The following is a 17921-nucleotide window of genomic DNA, read 5'->3' on the forward strand; positions in this document are numbered from 1 at the left end:
TATATGAATATTCACCGCCGAGATCGCAGAGAGCGCAGAGTTAACAATAAATCATGAATTCAACCTCTCTGCGTTCTCTGCGGTTAAATTTCATATCAAGAGGTTTTGAGTCATGCTGAAAAACATTTTGCGGTATTCCGGCCAGGCCCTGTTCTACGGGCTGTTTGTCGCCTTTATCGGCTACTTTTCGGTGGCCCCGGCCTATGTGCATTTCCCCTCCGATCAGGGCCTGATCAAGGCGAGCTTCAGCCATGCCGGACAACCGCTGGAGGAATGCCGCGCGCGCAGCGCCGCAGAACTGGAGAAGCTGCCGCCCAACATGCGCATCCCCATGCTGTGCGGACGCGAGCGCTCTCCCTTGACGTTCGAGTTGGAGCTGGACGGCAAGCCGATTTACCGGGCTGAATTACCCCCGCGGGGCCTCTCGCGTGATGGCGCTTCCACCGTGTATCAACGCTTCCCGGTGCCCGCAGGCCAGCATCGTTTGCGCGCCCGCCTGAAGGATAGCGTGCGCGTACCTGACTTTAATTACACGAAGGAAGCCAACGTGAGCGTGACACCGGGTCAGGTTTTCGTGGTCGACTTCAACGCCCGCGCCGGCGGGTTTGTGTTTAAATAAGAAATTCAACCGCAGAGGGCGCGGAGAACGCAGAGAGAATGAATGCATGATTGGTTTTTAACTCTGCGATCTCTGCGGTGAATAATCATATGGAATTCTCGCTTCCGATTCCCGACGGCGCGCGCCGCAACCTGGCGCGCGGCTGGTTGTTGCTCGGACTGGTTTCGCTCCTGGTCTCGGGAATTTTCTCGGTGCTGCTGGTACTGGCGCGCACCCCCTACGTACAGAATTTTTTCCCGTGGACGGATTTTTTCCACACCGCGCTGGTGGTGCACGTGGACCTCTCGGTGCTGGTCTGGTTTCTCGCTTTTGGCGGCGTGTTGTGGAGTCTCAATTCCACGCCGCGGTTTTTGAGCGCCGGCCGACTGGCACTCCTGCTCGCCATACTGGGAACACTCGTAATGGCGACGGCACCCTTCCTCGGCGCGGGTGAGGCCTTGATGAGCAACTATATCCCGGTGTTGCAGCACCCGCTGTTCCTGGCCGGTCTGCTGTTGTTTACCGGCGGCATAGGCTTGCTGGTGTTGCGCGCCATGGGGGCGATCCCGCCGGTGGGCCAGTGGATGCAGGGCGCCGCCGCCTTGCGCTTCGGACTCAATACGGCGGCGGTGTCGGCGATGCTGGCACTTATGGCCTTTGGTTGGTCGTATTTCACGGTTCCGGACATTTTGCGCGGCAAGCCGTATTACGAGCTGCTGTTCTGGGGCGGTGGGCATGTGCTGCAATTCACCTACACGCTGCTCATGCTGGTCTCATGGCTGTGGCTGGCCTCGGCCAGCAACGTGCGCCTCGCGCTGAGTCCTCGCGTGGCGCTGGTTTTTTTCGGATTCGGACTCGCCGCCGTGTTTATCACGCCGATCATTTATTACTCGTATCCCGTGACGTCGGTGGAACACATCAAGCTGTTTACCTGGCTCATGCAGTATGGCGGCAGCCTGGCGGCGCTGCCCCTGAGTCTGGCATTACTTCACGGACTGTGGCGGGCGGAGCGCGCACAGGGTGACGCGCAACCGCTGCGTGCCGCCTTGATTGCCTCGATGGTCCTGTTCGGCGCCGGCGGCGTGATCGGTTTTCTTATCACTGGCACCAACGTCACCATCCCGGCGCATTATCACGGCAGCATTGTCGGTGTGACCTTGGCGCTCATGGGGCTGACCTATTATCTCCTGCCGCATTTCGGTTACCGCCGGCCCGACATGAAACTTGCCCGGCTCCAGCCGTACTTTTACGGCGGCGGCCAGTTGCTGCACGTGCTCGGGCTGGTGATCTCGGGCGGTTACGGCGTGCAGCGCAAGGTCGCGGGGGCCGCGCAGGAACTCGACACGGTGGAGCGCGTCGCCGGCATGGGACTCATGGGGCTGGGCGGAATGATTTCCATCATCGGTGGATTTTTGTTTATCTATGTTTGTTACCGTGCCATGTGGCCGAAGCAATCGTTCAGCGCTAAACCCTAAGCCGCTACACGATAATTCCTCCCTTCCTTTTCCCGCATTGATCACGAGCCTTTTCCCGAAAGGGATAGGCAGCGTATCCACGGTGGCGAGATGCCTCTCGCTGTTGGGTTCACTTGATCTAGATCAATCACACGCGCACATGGATTTCTAATCATGGCTGCGTGAAAAACGGTATCGGTCGGAGTCTGTCGCCAGCGGTCGAACGGCGCACCCTCTCAGGCACTGGACCGGCCACGTGAAATCATTCCTGATCCGAGGAGAAGGCGCATGAGCAAAAAGATGCACGCAACCCCGATGCTGGACCAGCTCGAAAGCGGTCCCTGGCCGAGCTTTGTCACCGGCCTGAAACGTCTGGCGAAGGACAACGATATGATGGTGGATCTGCTCGGCCAGTTGGAGCACTCCTACCAGACCCGCAAGGGTTACTGGAAGGGGGGCACCGCGAGCGTGAAAGGCTACGGCGGCGGCGTGATTCCACGATTCTCCGAAATAGCGGACAAGTTTCCGGAATCGAAAGAATTTCACACGCTGCGCATCATGCCGGCGCCTGGCATGCATTACGATACAGATATCCTGCGCAAGTTCTGCGATATCTGGGAGAAGCACGGCTCGGGCCTGATCGCGCTGCACGGGCAAAGCGGCGACATCATGCTCCAGGGCTGCACCACGGAAAACATTCAAGCCGCGTTCGACGAAGTGAATGAACTCGGTTTCGACATGGGCGGCGCGGGCCCGTCGGTGCGCACCTCCATGTCCTGCGTCGGCCACGCGCGCTGCGAGCACTCCTGCTTCGACGAAGGCCGCGCGCACCGTACCGTGATGAACACCTTCACCGACGACCTGCATCGCCCAGCGCTGCCGTACAAGTTCAAGTTCAAGTTCTCCGGCTGCGGCAACGACTGCATGAACTCGATCCAGCGTTCCGACATGGCCGTGATCGGCACCTGGCGCGACGATATCCAGGTGAACCAGGCCGAGGTCAAGAATTTCGTGAAGGCCAAGGGTCGCGAGTATGTGATCGACAACGTCGTCACGCGTTGTCCGACCAAGGCCATCAAGCTCAAGAACGACGACACGCTCGAGATCGACAACCGCAATTGCGTCAGGTGCATGCACTGCATCAACGTCATGACCAAGGCGCTGTCGCCGGGCAAGGACCGCGGCGTGACCGTCCTCATGGGCGGCAAGCGCACGCTCAAGATCGGCGACCTCATGGGCACGGTGATCGTGCCGTTCATGAAACTCGACACCGACGAGGATTTCGAGCAGCTCGTCGAACTCGGCAGGAGCACCATCGATTTCTGGGCCGAGAACGGCCTGGAGCACGAGCGCTGCGGCGAGATGATCGAACGCATCGGTCTCAACAACTTCCTGGAGGGTATTGGACGCGAGGTGGATCCGAACATGATCAACCATCCGCGCACCAATCCGTACATCCGCATGGACGGCTGGGACGACGAGGTCGCGCGCCTGAAGGCCAGCAAGGCCCAAGCTGGTTAAAAAGAGCCACTGCAACCACAGATAAACGCAGATGAACACGGATAAAAGCAAAAGATTTTTTGGTTTCTTAATCTGCGTTAATCAGCGTTCATCTGCGGTTTCAAAAATCATATAGAGGATATCAATATGACTGCACAGCCCCGTATGCCCATCGAGTCCGGCGTGCCGGATCATTTCCAGTACATGCATCCGACCCTGCGGCGCAATTACGGCCAGTGGGCCTGGCACGAACGCCCGCGCCCCGGCGTGCTGCACCACGTGTCGCAAACCGGCGACCAGGTCTGGACCGTGCGCGCCGGCACCCAGCGGCAGATGGACGTGCACACCATTCGCAAACTGTGCGACATCGCCGACCAATACGCCGACGGCTATGTGCGCTTCACCATCCGTTCCAACATCGAGTTCATGGTGGCGGATGAAAAGAAAGTGAAACCGCTGATCGATGCGCTTTTAAAGGGGGGCTTTCCCGTCGGCGGCACCGGCAATTCCGTTTCGATGATCTCGCATACCCAGGGCTGGCTGCACTGCGATATCCCGGCCTCCGACGCTTCTGGGGCGGTCAAGTCGCTGATGGATGAGTTGCATCAGGAGTTCGTCAACGAGGATATGCCGAACCGGGTCAAGATCACGACCTCCTGCTGTCAGATCAACTGCGGCGGTCAGGGCGACATCGCTATCAATATCCAGCACACGAAACCGCCCAAGATCAACCACGATCTGGTGGCCAACCTCTGCGAGCGTCCCTCGGTCGTGGCGCGCTGCCCGGTGGCGGCGATCCGTCCTGCGATGGTCAACGGCAGGCCCTCGCTGGAAGTCGACGAGAAGAAATGCATCTGCTGCGGCGCCTGCTACCCGCCCTGCCCGCCGATGCAGATCAACGATCCCGAACATTCCAAATTCGCTATTTGGGTTGGCGGCAAGAACTCGAATGCCCGCACCAAGCCGATGTTCCACAAGCTGGTGGCCGCGGGCATCCCGAACAACCCGCCGCGCTGGCCCGAGGTCGCCGCGATCGTGAAGAAGATCCTGCGCGTGTACAAGGAAGACGCGCACGCTTGGGAACGCATGGGCGAATGGGTCGAGCGCATCGGCTGGCCGCGGTTCTTCGAACTGACCGAGCTGCCGTTCACCAAGTATCATCTCGACAACTGGCGCGGTGCGCGCGCCAGTCTCAATGCCTCGGTGCATATCCGGTTCTGAGGGAATTTTTACTGGTGCTGTGCAAAAGGCGAGGGGGAATCCCTCGCCTTTTGCATTGGCGCGCTGTTTACGAATGCATGAGGCGGCCGAGGAGCTGGAACGAGACCACGGCGAGCACCAGGATAATGACGAAGAAGATGACCGAGCGGTTCTCGAACGGGCGGCCACGAGAAGTTTCAATGCGGTCCAGTATCCAGTCGGATACAAAATAAAGCCCAATTCCTACCAATGTGAAGTAGACTATTTCCACTGTGCCTGCGCCTCCAGAGCGATTGTGACGGGATTCTATCGCGTTGTGAGACTTGGCAATTGACAGAAATCAATACCGCTGTAATCTCCCTGTATCAGGCTGGCTTCAGCCTTTTCAGGGATGCCTTCTTGTCCGCGCATGATTCTTTCGTGAAATATTTGACCGTTGTTTTACACCTGCTGATATTGTCCCTGCTCATTAGCGTGGTTGTCACGGCGCGCGCCGAAACCATCGATGAATTATATCCGGCGGTGAATACCTTTTTCCCGCAGGCGGACCGTTTCGATGAGCTCAAAGGCAAGCCGCCGGCCGCGGCCGTGTACCAAGGTGAGCGCCTGCTCGGGTACGCCTACCTGACCGGCGACGTCATTCGCATCCCGGCCTATTCCGGCCATCCCATCAACACGCTGGTCGGCTTCGATCTTGCCGGGCAAATTGTCGGCATCCGCATCGTCGAGCATCAGGAACCGATCCTGGTGGTCGGCATCACCGAGGAGCGCTTGCAGCAGTTTGCGCGGCAGTATCAGGGAAAATCCGTATTCGATGATGTCGTCATTGGCAGCGGTGTAGCAGGTCAGGTCGCCATCGACAGTATCTCCGGTGCCACCATCACCGTGATGGTCGAGAACGCCACTCTCACACGCTCCGTCCGCCGCGTGGCCGAGTCCCGTGGACTGGCGCCGCCGGCTTTGCCCACAGTCACGAAAACGGAGGTCGCGTCGGTGGAGCAGCAAGCGCCGGTTTCTCCGTCGGCCGGTAAAGCCGGTGACACCAAAGCATCGCGCGCATCGACCACCGTGAAATCAAAATCCAGTACCGGCGTCGCAGCCGTCGAGGAACCGATCTGGAAGGGCGTTTGGCGCAAGCGCACTTTCCAGATCGCGGTATTGGTCGCCGGCCTCGCGTTCCTGACGCTGGTACTGGTGTTCCAGGACTGGCTCGCGAAGCGGCCGCGCCTGCTGGTTTACGTGCGCGACGGTTTCCTGCTGTACACGGTTTTTTTCATCGGCTGGTATTCCCTCGCCCAGCTTTCCATTATCAACGTGATCACCTTCGTGCATTCCTTCATGCACGGTTTTCAGTGGGAAGGGTTTCTGATCGACCCCATGATGTTCATCCTGTGGTCGTTCGTGGCGGTGACGCTGCTGTTGTGGGGACGCGGCATCTATTGCGGTTGGCTTTGCCCGTTCGGAGCGTTGCAGGAGCTGACCCAGCAACTGGCGCGCCGGTTTGGCGTCAAGCAAAGAGAATTTCCCGAGATGATGCACGAACGTTTGTGGGCGCTGAAATACATCATCCTGCTCGGGCTGTTCGGCATTTCGCTGCAGTCACTGACGCAGGCCGAGCGCCTGGCCGAGATCGAGCCGTTCAAGACTGCCATCACCATGCGCTTTCAGCGTGAGTGGGGCTACGTCCTGTTTGCCGCCGGACTGATCCTGGTCTCGGCCATCAATCGCAAGTTTTACTGCAAGTATCTCTGTCCGCTCGGCGCGGCGCTCACCATCCCCGGCAAGTTCCGCATTTTCGACTGGTTGCGGCGGCATCGTGAATGCGGCCGTCCGTGCCAGGTGTGCGCAGCAGAATGCGAGGTACAGGCGATCCGCAAGAACGGGGAGATTAATGCCAATGAGTGTCACTACTGTCTTGACTGTCAGGTAACGTACTGGAATGACCACAAATGCCCGCCGGAAGTTGATCGCCGCAAACGTCGTGGGCGCAGTGTTCGTGCACGTGAACTCGCCTTGGGCATGGAATCCGCCTTCGGTTCCACAGGTCTAGATGACGTCGGTGTAAGGGGTGAACCGGGGCAGGAGGGCTGCAGCGGATGCCCTCAATCCACGAAATAACGTGAAATTTCAGAAATTGCGTCGTGCAAACCTGCATGGATTCGTGGTTTTTGATACAAATCAAGGAGTGAAACCAGCCCCTCTCTAAAATTCCGGCCCATTCCGACCCATTAATTTAAACCATCAGGAGGAAAATCATGAAATTCATACAGACCAAAAGGGCTGTCGTAATTGCCCTGCTGGCGTTTTTGCCGTTGGCGTTTCCCGCGGTGTTCGCGGAGGAGAAACCATCCGGACATCCCGGTACGCCGGAAACCGAAATGCGCTACAAGGGCGCACCGGTGCCAATTAAACCCGAGGAAGCCGAGACCGTGGTGTCGCCGAAGGCACCGCCGCTGACTACGGCAGAATTCACCCGCGCCAAGCAGATTTACTTCGAGCGTTGCGCCGGATGCCACGGCGTGCTGCGCAAGGGCGCGACCGGCAAGCCGCTGACGCCGGACATCACGCTTAAGAAGGGCACCGATTACCTCAAGGTGTTCATCAATTACGGTTCGCCGGCGGGCATGCCTAATTGGGGCACCTCGGGAGACCTCACTCCCGAGGACGTCGACATCATGGCGCGCTTCCTGCAACACGAGCCGCCGACACCGCCCGAATATGGCCTCAATGAAATGAAGGCCTCGTGGAAGGTGCTGATCTCGCCCGACAAGCGCCCGAAAAAGAAGATGAACAAAATCAATCTGGACAATCTCTTTTCGGTTACCTTGCGCGATAGCGGTGAGATCGCATTGATCGACGGCGACACCAAGAAAATTATTAATGTCGTGAAAACAGGTTACGCGGTGCACATCTCGCGCACGTCAGCTTCGGGTCGTTATCTCTTCGTGATCGGGCGCGATGCAAAAATCAACCTCATTGATCTTTGGATGGAGATGCCGAATAACGTTGCCGAGATCAAGGTTGGCCTGGAGGCGCGTTCGGTCGAGACCTCCAAGTACAAGGGTTACGAAGACAAGTACGCCGTGGCCGGGACCTACTGGCCGCCGCAGTTCGTGATGATGAAGGGTGACACGCTGGAGCCGCTCAAGATTGTCGCCACTCGCGGCATGACCGTGGACACGCAGGAGTACCATCCGGAACCGCGCGTGGCCTCCATCGTGGCTTCGCACTACAGGCCCGAGTTCATCGTCAACGTCAAGGAAACCGGCAAGATTCTGGTGGCGGATTACTCGGATTTGGATAACCTGAAAATCACCGAGATCGGTGCCGCACGCTTCCTGCACGACGGCGGCTGGGACTCCACCAAGCGTTACTTCCTGGTGGCGGCCAACCAGTCGAACAAGATTGCCGTGGTGGATGCGAAAACCGGCAAGCTTGCCAAGACCGACAAGGGCGCGAAAGCGCTCGTGGACGTGGGCAAGATTCCCCACCCGGGTCGTGGCGCCAATTTCGTCGATCCGACATTCGGACCGGTCTGGGCCACGGGCCATCTGGGCGATGATTCCATTGCCCTGATCGGCACGGATCCGGTGAAACACAAGGCCAATGCCTGGAAAATGGTGCGCTCGATCAAAGGCCAGGGCGGCGGTTCGCTCTTTATCAAGACCCACCCGAAGTCAAAGAATCTGTGGGTGGATACGACACTCAACCCGAATGCCGAGATCAGCCAGTCTGTCGCGGTGTTTGACATTGGCAGGCTCGACAAGGGTTATGAGGTGGTAAAGATCGCTGAAATGGCGGGTCTGGGTGAAGGCCCGAAGCGGGTGGTGCAACCGGAGTACAACAAGGCCGGTAACGAAGTCTGGTTCTCGGTTTGGAACGCCAAGGATCAGGAATCGGCGATCGTGGTCCTCGATGACAAGACGCGCAAGCTGAAACATGTCATCAAAGACAAACGGCTGGTCACGCCCACCGGCAAGTTCAATGTCTATAATACGCAGCACGATGTGTATTAGTTGACCAAACGATTCAGGTTTGTCACATAAACGGCGGGGGTGACCCCGCCGTTTTTTTGCGCACCGCGCATCAACCGGATGCTGATTTCAATTTCGGAGCGAGACGCAGATGAATTGCGCTATCTGCATGAATGCAGCGTTTCAGAACCACGAATATCCTCATTGAATGGATTTATTTGATGTACATCAATGTAGTACGCGTGCAGGAAGGTGACGATGAATGCGTCTGAATTGGCTGCTTGCCATGCAAGCAGTAATGTCGAGCTGAGGAGGTTGGTTGTTTCAATTCTTTTACCTTGAGGGGGTTTTATGAAACATACGGTACTTGTCGCAACAGGAATGGCCGTGATGCTGATGGCATCGGGATACGCGATGGCCGCGGATCCGGAGCCGACGTTGTCACCGGAAGCCAAGGAAGCCAGCAAGAAAATATATTTTGAACGTTGCGCGGGCTGCCACGGTGTGTTGCGCAAAGGCGCCACCGGAAAAAATCTTGAACCCGTCACCATGACCAAGAAACCCGACGGCACGGTGGTCGAGGGTGGCACGCGCAAGCTCGGTCAAAGTCGTCTTGAAAAGATTCTTACGTATGGTACCGAAGGCGGCATGGTCAACTTCGACGATATCCTCACCAAGGAGGAAATTGCGAACGTGGCCACCTACATCCAGATGACCCCGGATGTCCCGCCGGAGTGGGGCATGAAGGACATGCGCGCCAGCTGGAAGGTCGTGATCCCGACCAAGGAGCGGCCGAAGAAGCAGATGAGCAAGGTCAATCTGAAAAACGTCTTTTCAGTAACCCTGCGTGATGCCGGCGAAGTGGCGTTGATCGACGGCGACAAGAAGACAATCTGGGGCATTGTGAAAACCGGATACGCGGTGCACATCTCGCGTCTGTCGGCTTCCGGCCGCTATGTGTACGTCATCGGCCGCGACGGCAAGCTCGACCTGATCGACATGTGGTTCGAGAAACCTACTGTGGTTGCCACCATCAAGACCGGTCTTGATGCACGCTCGGTGGAGACCTCGAAGTACAAGGGCTACGAAGACAAATATGCGGTTGCCGGTTCCTACTGGCCGCCGCAGTACGTGATCATGGATGGCTACACCCTTGAGCCGCTCAAGCTGGTCTCCACCCGCGGCGTCACCGTGGATGGCGAGTACCATCCCGAGCCGCGCGTGGCCTCGATCGTAGCCTCGCCGTTCAAGCCGGAATGGGTGATCAACCTGAAGGAAACCGGTCTGATTCAGCTGGTGGATTATTCCGATCTCAAGAATCTCAAGACCGTGACGATTGAGTCCTCGAAGTTCCTGCACGACGGTGGCTGGGACTCCACCAAGCGCTACTTCCTGGTGGCGGCGAACGCCTCTAACCAGGTGGCGGTGGTGGACACCAAGGAAGGCAAACTGGCGGCGATTGTTGATACCAAGCCCAAGCCGCATCCGGGCCGAGGCGCCAACTTTGTGCACCCGAAGTTTGGTCCGGTGTGGGCCACGTCCCATCTGGGTGCTGACGTGATATCGCTCATCGGTACCGATCCCAAAGGGCACAAGCAGTATGCCTGGAAGGTGGTGCAGGAACTCAAGAATCACGGCGGCGGCTCGCTGTTCGTCAAGACCCATCCGAAATCAAAAAACCTGTGGGCCGATGCCCCGCTTAATCCGGAGCCGGAAGTTGCCGAATCGGTAACCGTGTATGACATCCGCAACCTGGACAAACCCCCGGAGATCATCAACATCGCCAAGATGGCGAACCTCGGCAAGACCAAGGCGGTTCAGCGTGCAGTGCACGCCGAATACAACGCCGAAGGTACGGAGGTCTGGTTCTCGGTCTGGGCGGGTAAAACCGATCCGAGCGCGATCGTGGTGATCGATGACAAGACCCGCAAGCTCAAGACCGTGATCAAGGATCCGAAGATGATCACGCCCACTGGCAAGTTCAACGTGTACAACACGCAGCACGATATCTACTGAGTAAATCGGTACGAACTCCGGGAGGCCTGCGGCCTCCCGGAGTCGTCGGTGCCCTGAGGCAACCGAATAACCGGAGTAATTTTCAACTTTCACATCCATCGGCAACCTTCCCCGGTATACGACAGTACATCCGCGGAACGTCGGCAAAGAGACATTGAAGCATGAGAGATAAATCAACATCGGACCCCAAGGCGCCCAAAGGCACTCTGGGGCGGCTGTGGCACACCCTGCGGCGGCCGAGCGCGCATTACTCCGTGCTGGCACTGCTTATCGTGGGTGGCATCGGCGGTATAATTTTCTGGGGCGGGTTCAACACGGCGATGGAAGCAACCAATACCCTGGAGTTTTGCATTTCCTGCCACGAAATGCGCGACAACGTCTATGTCGAGTACAAGAAGACAGTTCATTACCAGAACCGCACCGGCGTGCGCGCGATCTGTTCCGACTGCCATGTGCCGAAGGAGTGGGTATACAAGGTCAGGCGCAAGATCGAGGCGACCAATGAGTTATGGCACAAAATGCTGGGCAGCGTGGACACGCCGGAAAAGTTCGATGCCAAACGTCTGGAACTTGCCAAACACGAATGGGCACGACTGAAGAAGAACGATTCGCTTGAATGTCGCAACTGTCACAGCTTTGATGGCATGAAGACCGATGCACAGAAGGACCGCGCCAAGAAATTCCATGAGATTGCGCAGAAGAAAGGCGAGACCTGCATCGATTGCCACAAGGGCATTGCCCACAAGCCGGTGCACAAGCAGCTGGAAGCGGCCGACGAAGAAGAGACGCTCTGACGGCAGTCCGGTAATATCCGGAATGCGTACGGTACGATTATTCGGTTCAACTGTGACGGAGATAGGCTTATGAAAAAAATGATGACAATTATTTCGACGCTTGTATTGGCGACAATTGCGACAATGGGCACGTTGCAAGCGGCGCCGGATTGGAGCAAGGCGCCGGCCAAGAAAATGACGCTGCTTTATCCGGGCACGGCCAGCCTCGAGTGGACGCTCAAGGGCGTCGATCACAGCGGTGCCAAGGCGATGAAGGGCGGTGAAACCTGCGCAGGTTGTCACGACAAGGAGGCGGCTGACGTTGGCAAGAAGATCGTTTCGGGCGGAAAGCCCGATCTGGAGAAGACCGCAATCAAAGTGCCAGGCAGCATTCCGATTACAGTTCAGGCAACGCACGATGGCGCCAACCTTTACCTGCGGTTGCAGTGGAAGGACACGAAGTCCACTGGCGCCCCAAAGATGGACGAGAAGAATCAGGTCAAGGTCGCCATGATGATTGACGCCGGTAAGGTCGATTACGCCGATGTGGGCGGTTGCTGGGCCAGTTGCCACCACGATCTGCGCACCATGCCGGACGTGGACAAGAATGCGCCCAACCATGCGAAGGCCAAGGCGCTCGATATTCGCAAGAATGGGCCAACCAAGTATCTCAAGGAATCGCGCACCTCCATCACCAACAAGGAACATCCGTGGGGTGGCTGGGACAAGCTCAAATCAGGCGCCGAGATCGACAAGGAACTCAAAGAGGGTGAATTCCTCGACATCGTGCAATATCGCAGTGGCGCCGCGCCACGCGACGGCTATGTGCTGGATGCTCGCCGCATGAAAGAGGTTGAGGGCGTGGCCGAGGGCAAGCTCGAGGGCGATACCTGGACGGTTAGCTTCACCAGGAAACTTGCGAGCGCCGAAATCGGCGATCACAAGATCGAGCCCGGTAAGACCTACCATATCGGCTTCGCGATACACGATGCCTATTCGAACGAGCGTCATCACCATGTCTCGCTGGGTCACTCGCTGGCACTCGATAATGCCAAGGCCGACATCAACGCCGTGAAACAGTAATCGATCACCCCGCACGGTATTCCTGTGCCGTGCGGGGGTGTTTTCTCGGGGGAAACCGCTTCCCGGGGTGCATTCCGGTCAGATAATGTACCAACGGCATGTTGGCTTTTTGGACATGCACGTAATTGATGGACAGGAGGGAGAAATGACGAGCACTCAGGCATTGCGGTTGATGCTTGCCGCCCTGTTGTTTTGCGCGGGCCTTGTGGCGCACGCGGGCGGCACGGTGGAGGTCAGCATCGACAAGATGAAATTCGAACCCCAGCATCTCAAGATCAAGCCGGGCACTACTGTCAAATGGGTCAACAACGAACGGCGCAACAACCACTCGGTGCTGTTCCCGAAGGAAGAGTATCTCGAGTCGCAACGGTTCTTCCCCGGCGAATCCTGGAGCCGGACCTTCGATAAACCCGGTCTTTACCCCTATACCTGCGGTCCGCATCCCGAGATGACCGGCACGGTCGAAGTCGTCGAATAGGGCGGCTTGAGCAGGATCAAAGTGGCAACCGGGCCCACCCTCTATAAAGGGAGTATGTGGACCATCGGTTTGATCGGGGGAGCGGTATTGGCGGGTGCGGCGGTGTCTGCCGCATCGCTGGTGACGTCGCCCGAGCCGACACGGCGCGTCGAACTGGTACATCTGGTCCGGCAAGACTGCGGGTCATGTCACGGATTAACGCTCAAGGGTGGTTTGGGACCGGCGCTCACACCCGAGGCCCTGGCCGGGAAATCCCCGGAAGGCCTGCGAGCCACGATTCTGCATGGCCGTCCGGGCACGCCGATGGCGCCCTGGCGGAGTTTCCTGACGGAGCAGGAAGCGGGATGGGTGGTTGAAGTCCTGATGCAGGGACAACTCGATGCGGAGAAATAATTTGAATCTATTGCGCCTGCTGACGGGCATGACAATTCTGGCAGTGCTTGCCGGCTGCGCCTCGCCGCGTGGCACGGGCGATCTCGGGGTCATCATCGAGCGTGCTGCGGGCAGCGTGCAGCTGGTGGAGACGACGACACGCACGCGTCTGGCGCAGGTAACGGGACTGGGCGATCTGTCGCATGCCTCGGTCGTCTATTCGCGTGACGCGCGTTATGCCTATGTCTTTGGGCGTGACGGCGGTCTGACCAAGGTCGACATGCTGCGCAGGCGCATCGACAAGCGCATCGTGCAGGCAGGCAACGCCATCGGCGGCGCCATCTCACAGGACGGTAAACTGATTGCGGTGTCCAATTATGAGCCGGGCGGCGTGAAGGTGTTCACCGCCGATACGCTCGAGCTGCTCGCCGACATCCCGGCGGGATCGGGCGATAGTGCCCGCCGCTCCAAGGTGGTGGGACTGGTGGATGCACCGGGCGACATCTTCGTGTTTTCCCTGTACGACGCCGGCGAGATCTGGATGGCGGACATGCGCAACCCGCGTCAGCCGCAGGTGCGCAAATTTCCCAATGTCGGCAAGCAGCCCTACGACGGCACCGTGACGCCCGACGGCCGCTACTACATCGCCGGCCTTTTCGGTGAGGACGGCCTCGCGCTGCTCGACCTGTGGCAGCCTTCGATGGGCGTGCGCCGCGTACTGGAAGGTTATGGCCGCGGGCAGGAACCGCTGCCGGTATTCAAAATGCCGCACATGGATTACTGGGCACAGGCAAACGATACCGCCTATGTGCCGGCGGTCGGCAGGCATGAAGTGCTGGTGATTGACCAGAAAAACTGGACGGAAGCCAGTCGCATCGCCGTCGCCGGACAACCGGTATTCGTGGTGGCGCGCCCGGACGGGCGCCAGGTGTGGGTGAATTTCGCGCCGCCGAACAATGACACGGTGCAGGTCATCGACACGCTTTCTCTCAGCGTGATCCGCACGCTCAAGCCCGGCAAAGCGGTGCTGCACATGGAGTTCACGCCGCGCGGTGAAAATGTCTGGTTGTCTGTGCGCGACGAGAATCGTGTGGATGTGTACGACACCGGTACGTTCGAGCGCGTGGCGTCGCTGCCAGCGGACAAGCCGAGCGGCATTTTCTTCTCGGCACGGGCGCAGAGGATCGGCCAATGAAGGCGGAATTGAGTGATCTTGACCGGCGCCTGCTGAATGATTTCCAGCAGGATTTCCCGCTTTCCTCCACGCCGTATGCGGACATGGCGCGAAGTCTTGGCGTGACAGAGGAAGAAGTACTTGTGCGATTGCATGAACTGAAACAGGCCGGCGCCATCAGCCGCGTGGGAGCGGTGGTACGGCCCAACACGGTGGGCGTCAGCACGCTGGCAGCGATCGCAGTGCCGCCGGAAAAGCTGGAAGCGGTGGCGGCTATCGTGAGCGGCTATGCCGAAGTGAATCACAACTACGAGCGTGAACACCGGATGAACCTTTGGTTCGTGGCCACGGCGCCGGATGCCGCGCGTTTGCACACGGTGTTGGATGAAATCACCATTCGCAGCGGTTACGAAGTGTTGTCATTCCCGCTCGTCGAGGATTACCACATTGATCTGGGATTTGATCTGCGATGGAACTGAACATCATTAAACATTCGACCGCGACGTCGCCGCGCCCGCCCGTGGACGAAGCCGACCGTCGTCTGTTGGCGGCGATCCAGCATGGGTTGCCGCTCACTCCGCGGCCGTATGCCGAAATCGGCGCCCAGCTGGGGGTGTCGGAAGAGCAGGTGATCGCCCGGCTTGCCTATTTGAAAGAGGCTGGCGTGATCCGCCGTTTCGGCGTGGTGGTGCGTCATCATGAACTCGGCTATGCGTCCAACGCCATGGTGGTGTGGGACGTGCCTGAAGAACAGGTTACAGAACTCGGGCGCTGCATCGCCGATTTTGATTTCATTACGCTGTGTTACCGGCGCCCGCGGCGCCTGCCGCAGTGGCGCTACAACCTCTACTGCATGATCCACGGCAAGAACCGTGAGGAAGTGCTGGCCCACCTGGAGTGGATGGTCAATCATTGCGGCCTGCAAACACTGCCACATGAAGTCCTGTTCAGTCGCCGGCGCTTCAAGCAGCGTGGCGCGATTTATACATTACCGGCCGAGACGGATGGATGCTGATGGATGCCACCGACCGCCATATCATTAATAACCTCCAGGGGGATTTCCCGCTGTGCGAGCGCCCGTATGCCGAAGCAGCGGCAAGGCTGGGTCTCACCGAGGACGAACTGATCCAGCGAGTTGAGGCGATGCTTGAAAACAGGACGCTTACCCGTTTTGGACCGATGTATCACGCCGAGCGTCTGGGCGGGGCGCTGACACTGGCGGCCATGAAAATTCCGGCGCAGGATTTCGAACGCGTGGCGCAGATCATCAACGATTTTCCCGAAGTGGCGCACAACTATGCGCGCGAGAACGCCTTCAATATGTGGTTCGTGCTCGCCACCGAGACCCCCGCGCGTATTGGCGAAGTCATCGGCGAAATCGAGAAAACCACCGGTTACCCGGTCTACAACATGCCGAAACTGGAAGAGTTTTTTGTCGGCCTGAGGTTCGAGGCATGAGCACCGCCACCGTCTTGCGCGAAAAACAGGCTGATGCAGCGTATGCACCCGATGCGACCGATCGCCGCCTCATTGTGGCGACGCAGGAGGGTCTTCCACGCGTGAGCCGGCCGTATCATGCGATCGCGGAAAAATTGGGTATCAGTGCCGATGAAGTGATTGCACGTCTCCAGCGTATGCTGAACGGGGGCATGATACGTCGCATCGGTGCGGTGCCGAACCACTACACGCTGGGTTACCAGGCCAATGGCATGTCGGTATGGGACGTGCCGGAGGAGCGAGTACGCGAGTTGGGTCCCAGGATCGGCGAACTTGATTTCGTCAGTCACTGCTACCATCGACCGCGCCATCTCCCCGATTGGCCCTATAATCTCTTCGCCATGGTTCACGGACGCGACCGCGCGGAAGTGGAAACGAAAATGGCGCTGATCGCGGAACTCCTGGGTGAGGCTGACCATGGCCACACGGTGTTGTACAGCACGCGCATCCTCAAGAAAACCGGTTTGAGATTGGCTTAATAAAAAATCGAATAGACAGGATTCACAGGATTAACAAGATTAAAACCGAAAAGTAATCCTGTCAATCCTGAAAAATCCTGTTAATCCTGTGAAATGAGTTTTGAAGGTAAGATGAAATGTTCCGAATATCGCAATACATGCAGGAGATCAGCAGCCCAACTCCGCTGGGCCCCAAGAGAAATCCGCCCGGGCCGGTAGTGATCTGGAACCTGATCCGCCGTTGCAATCTCACCTGCAAGCACTGCTACTCGATTTCGGCCGACACTGATTTTCCCGGAGAGCTTTCAACGACGGAAATTTATAAGGTCATGGACGACCTCAAGGGTTTCCGCGTGCCAGTACTGATTCTTTCCGGCGGCGAGCCGCTTATGCGTCCGGATATCTTCGACATTTCGCGCCGGGCAAAAGAGATGGGTTTCTATGTCGGGCTGTCCACCAACGGTACCCTGATCGACGAATCCAACATCGAGCGCATCGCGGAAATCGGTTTCGACTACGTCGGCATCAGCATCGATGGCCTGCGTGAAACCCACGATCGTTTCCGTCGTCTCGAAGGCGCCTACGACGCCTCCATGAATGCCATCCGTCTGTGCCATCAAAAAGGCATCAAGGTTGGCATGCGCTTCACCATGACCCAGGACAATGCCAAAGAACTTCCCGAACTGCTGAATCTCATGGAAGCCGAAGGCATTGACAAGTTTTACCTGTCGCACCTCAACTACGCCGGGCGCGGCAACATCAACCGCAAAGACGACGTGATCCTGAAAACGACGCGCTGGGCCATGGACCTGCTGTTTGACCGCTGCTGGGATTACACACAGCGTGGCCTGCACAAGGAATTTGTTACCGGCAACAACGATGCCGATGGCGTTTATTTATTGTTCTGGGTGCGCCAGCACTTTCCGCATCTTGTTGATCACACGCGCGCCAAGCTGGCGCAGTGGGGCGGGAATTCCTCGGGCGTGAATATCGCCAATATCGACAATCTCGGTAATGTCCATCCCGACACTTTCTGGTGGCATTACAGCCTGGGCAGTGTGAAGCAGCGGCCGTTCTCGCAGATCTGGCAGGATGTTTCCGACCCGCTCATGGCCGGGCTCAAGGCGAATCCGCGTTCCATCAAGGGTCGTTGCGGTGCCTGTCAGTATTTTGATATTTGCGGGGGCAACACCCGGGTGCGCGCGCATCAGCTCACCAACGACCCCTGGGCCGAAGACCCGGCCTGCTATCTCACCGACGAGGAGATTGGCGTGGAAGGTCTCGGTGAACGCCTGACAAATCGCCCTTACTCCCGGATTCCCATTGCAGTTTCCAAATAGGCGC

General features: G+C 58.1%; 18 protein-coding genes. 17 read left to right on the forward strand and 1 reads right to left on the reverse strand.

Annotated features, from left to right (window positions below):
• Positions 1–112: 112 nt before the first annotated feature.
• From NUV55_RS05680 to dsrB, 4 genes are all read left to right on the forward strand, one after another.
• On the forward strand, positions 113–619 hold the full coding sequence (locus NUV55_RS05680) for a hypothetical protein (RefSeq protein WP_296671138.1): 507 nt from the start codon (positions 113–115) through the stop codon (positions 617–619).
• A gap of 89 nt (positions 620–708) precedes the next feature.
• The gene (locus tag NUV55_RS05685) at positions 709–2073 is read left to right on the forward strand and encodes a cbb3-type cytochrome c oxidase subunit I (RefSeq protein WP_296671139.1); all 1365 of its coding nucleotides are present in this window, start codon (positions 709–711) and stop codon (positions 2071–2073) included.
• Positions 2074–2340: 267 nt separating this feature from the next.
• Positions 2341–3573: a dissimilatory-type sulfite reductase subunit alpha gene (gene dsrA, locus NUV55_RS05690; protein ID WP_296671141.1), complete on the forward strand. Its 1233-nt coding sequence runs from the start codon at positions 2341–2343 to the stop codon at positions 3571–3573.
• Between the two features lie 126 nt (positions 3574–3699).
• Complete coding sequence (gene dsrB / locus NUV55_RS05695; protein WP_296671143.1) at positions 3700–4773, forward strand: dissimilatory-type sulfite reductase subunit beta; 1074 nt, start codon at positions 3700–3702, stop codon at positions 4771–4773.
• 67 nt (positions 4774–4840) lie between these two features.
• On the opposite strand, the gene NUV55_RS05700 is transcribed toward dsrB, so the two are convergent.
• The gene (locus NUV55_RS05700) at positions 4841–5023 is read right to left on the reverse strand and encodes a hypothetical protein (RefSeq protein WP_296671145.1); all 183 of its coding nucleotides are present in this window, start codon (positions 5021–5023) and stop codon (positions 4841–4843) included.
• A 149-nt stretch (positions 5024–5172) separates the two neighbouring features.
• Here NUV55_RS05700 and NUV55_RS05705 point away from each other — a divergent pair, with 149 nt between their 5' ends.
• The 13 genes from NUV55_RS05705 (at position 5173) to nirJ (ending at position 17917) form a co-directional block, all read left to right on the forward strand.
• Positions 5173–6870: a NosR/NirI family protein gene (locus NUV55_RS05705; RefSeq protein WP_296671147.1), complete on the forward strand. Its 1698-nt coding sequence runs from the start codon at positions 5173–5175 to the stop codon at positions 6868–6870.
• Between the two features lie 137 nt (positions 6871–7007).
• A complete protein-coding gene (locus NUV55_RS05710) occupies positions 7008–8768 on the forward strand; it encodes a nitrite reductase (protein ID WP_296671148.1) in 1761 nt (586 codons plus the stop codon).
• A 354-nt stretch (positions 8769–9122) separates the two neighbouring features.
• Complete coding sequence (locus tag NUV55_RS05715) at positions 9123–10742, forward strand: cytochrome D1 domain-containing protein (protein ID WP_367280360.1); 1620 nt, start codon at positions 9123–9125, stop codon at positions 10740–10742.
• Positions 10743–10903: 161 nt separating this feature from the next.
• The gene (locus tag NUV55_RS05720; RefSeq protein ID WP_296671151.1) at positions 10904–11536 is read left to right on the forward strand and encodes a NapC/NirT family cytochrome c; all 633 of its coding nucleotides are present in this window, start codon (positions 10904–10906) and stop codon (positions 11534–11536) included.
• 69 nt (positions 11537–11605) lie between these two features.
• Positions 11606–12598, forward strand: a complete 993-nt coding sequence (locus tag NUV55_RS05725; protein WP_296671153.1) for an ethylbenzene dehydrogenase-related protein — start codon at positions 11606–11608, stop codon at positions 12596–12598.
• Positions 12599–12743: 145 nt separating this feature from the next.
• On the forward strand, positions 12744–13076 hold the full coding sequence (locus NUV55_RS05730) for a plastocyanin/azurin family copper-binding protein (RefSeq protein WP_296671154.1): 333 nt from the start codon (positions 12744–12746) through the stop codon (positions 13074–13076).
• 54 nt (positions 13077–13130) lie between these two features.
• Complete coding sequence (locus NUV55_RS05735; protein ID WP_296671156.1) at positions 13131–13469, forward strand: cytochrome c; 339 nt, start codon at positions 13131–13133, stop codon at positions 13467–13469.
• Positions 13470–13497: 28 nt separating this feature from the next.
• Complete coding sequence (locus NUV55_RS05740) at positions 13498–14643, forward strand: cytochrome D1 domain-containing protein (protein WP_367280361.1); 1146 nt, start codon at positions 13498–13500, stop codon at positions 14641–14643.
• Positions 14640–15101 carry an Lrp/AsnC family transcriptional regulator gene (locus NUV55_RS05745; RefSeq protein WP_296671159.1) on the forward strand — a complete coding sequence of 154 codons (462 nt, stop codon included), beginning with the start codon at positions 14640–14642 and terminating at the stop codon, positions 15099–15101. Before NUV55_RS05740 ends, NUV55_RS05745 begins: the two co-directional genes overlap by 4 nt.
• Entirely contained in the window at positions 15092–15637 is a 546-nt protein-coding gene (locus tag NUV55_RS05750) for an Lrp/AsnC family transcriptional regulator (protein WP_296671161.1), read from the forward strand. The genes NUV55_RS05745 and NUV55_RS05750 overlap by 10 nt, the downstream gene beginning before the upstream one ends.
• Positions 15637–16080, forward strand: coding sequence for an Lrp/AsnC family transcriptional regulator (locus tag NUV55_RS05755; RefSeq protein WP_296671162.1), 444 nt, complete (start codon positions 15637–15639; stop codon positions 16078–16080). Before NUV55_RS05750 ends, NUV55_RS05755 begins: the two co-directional genes overlap by 1 nt.
• A complete protein-coding gene (locus tag NUV55_RS05760; protein WP_296671164.1) occupies positions 16077–16598 on the forward strand; it encodes an AsnC family transcriptional regulator in 522 nt (173 codons plus the stop codon). Before NUV55_RS05755 ends, NUV55_RS05760 begins: the two co-directional genes overlap by 4 nt.
• Positions 16599–16714: 116 nt before the next feature.
• Complete coding sequence (nirJ, locus tag NUV55_RS05765; protein ID WP_296671165.1) at positions 16715–17917, forward strand: heme d1 biosynthesis radical SAM protein NirJ; 1203 nt, start codon at positions 16715–16717, stop codon at positions 17915–17917.
• Positions 17918–17921 lie beyond the last annotated feature (4 nt).

The sequence above is a fragment of the Sulfuricaulis sp. genome (assembly GCF_024653915.1).
GTDB lineage: Bacteria > Pseudomonadota > Gammaproteobacteria > Acidiferrobacterales > Sulfurifustaceae > Sulfuricaulis.